This is a genomic window from Streptococcus handemini (assembly GCF_040984445.1).
Classification (GTDB): Bacteria; Bacillota; Bacilli; order Lactobacillales; family Streptococcaceae; genus Streptococcus; species Streptococcus handemini.
The window spans coordinates 1-1,541 of the sequence record NZ_JBFRYH010000117.1; the positions used below are offsets into that span (position 1 = coordinate 1).

The 1,541-nt window shown below is 39.5% G+C and carries 1 tRNA gene and 1 pseudogene; one reads left to right on the top strand and one right to left on the bottom strand.

From position 1 onward, the window contains the following. The first annotated feature begins 51 nt into the window (after positions 1 to 51). A tRNA-Pro gene (locus ABPH35_RS10765) sits at positions 52 to 125 on the top strand. 70 nt (positions 126 to 195) lie between these two features. Here the strand turns inward: ABPH35_RS10765 and ABPH35_RS10770 are convergent. Next, a pseudogene (locus ABPH35_RS10770) lies at positions 196 to 1,442 on the bottom strand (ISL3 family transposase). Positions 1,443 to 1,541 lie beyond the last annotated feature (99 nt).

Sequence of the window (1,541 nt, forward strand, 5' to 3'; positions counted from 1 at the left end):
GCTCGCTTAATGGGTTTCGTTAGGGGAGATTTATTTTTACAGTAGGTCATACGGGAAGTAGCTCAGCTTGGTAGAGTACTTGGTTTGGGACCAAGGGGTCGCAGGTTCGAATCCTGTCTTCCCGATTGTAACAGTCTTTTGAAGTCTGTTTTTTGTTTTCCGGGTCATTATCGACTGTAGTGGGTAGATGAAAAGCTAACATCTAGAGAGAACGACATTCGTTTTCTCTTTTTTGATGTTTAAGGCAATCAAATTCCGTTTTTTAAAGTTTTCAAAGTTCCTGTATCCAAAAGCATTTCGTTTGATGACTTTGATGAGATTATTAGTAGCTTCCAATTTGGCGTTAGAATAAGGCAATTCCAATGCATTTAAAATCTTGTCCTTATCCTTTAGAAAGGTCTTAAATACCGTCTGGAAATAGGGTCAACTGAAGCAATTTCCTGTTCGATGAGGTGAAAGAAATGGTCTGAGTTTTTCTCTTGGAAATGGAATAAAAGAAGTTGATAGAGTTCATAGTGCTGTCGTAGTTCCTCTGAGAATGATAAGAGTTTTTCTAGCATTTCCTTGTTAGTCAAATGCATCCGAAACATAGGACGGTAGAATCGTTTATCACTTAGTTTACGACTATCGTGCTGTATCACTTTCCAGTAGCGCTTCAAAGCCCGATATTCCTGAGATTTTCTGTCGAATTGATTCATAGCGCGACTAACATGTTGTACAATATGAAAGCGGTCAAGTACAATTTTTGCATTAGGAAATAGTTGTTTAGCCAATTTGTAGTAGGGGCTAAACATATCCATGGTAATGACGTTGACCCGATTTCTAACCTGTCTAGGATAGCGTAGAAAGTGGTTTCGGATGCTTGCTTGTGTTCTTGCGTCCAGAATGGCGATGACATTTAGGGAATTGAAATCTTGAGCGATAACGTTCATTTTTCCCTTTTTAAAGGCATACTCATCCCAAGACATGACTTCTGGCAGTTTGTTCCAATCCGTTTCAAACTTGAACTCATTTCATTTTCTGAGGAATGATGATGTTGAAATAAATAGTCTATGTGCAATAGGTGTCATTGCTTGATTCTCGATGAGTAGCTGAGCAATTTTCTGGTTGACAGCGCGAGAGATTTGGTGGTTTTTCTTGACAAGGGGCGTTTCTGCGACCACCATTTTTCCGCATTCTTTACACTTGAAGCGACGCTTTCTAAGGCGGATAAGGAGTGGATAACCAGCTGTTTCTAGGTAGGGGATTTTTGAGGCTTTCTGGAAGTCATATTTTGCCATTTGTCCCTTGCATACTGGGCATTTAGGAGGCATGTAATCCAAGTGACCATGGAGTTCTAGGTGGGTTCCCATATTATAATCCTCAGTGAAAACGATATTTTGGTCTTTTATTCCCACGACAAACGCATGAAACGGTCTTCGGCTTTTTTCTACCTCAAACACTTTTTTGATTTAAAGTAATCGTTTTAAATACTGGTCAAAGGATAGACTAAGGACATATTTCTTACGACGCATGCTCATTTTCTTTCCAAAATCCAACCG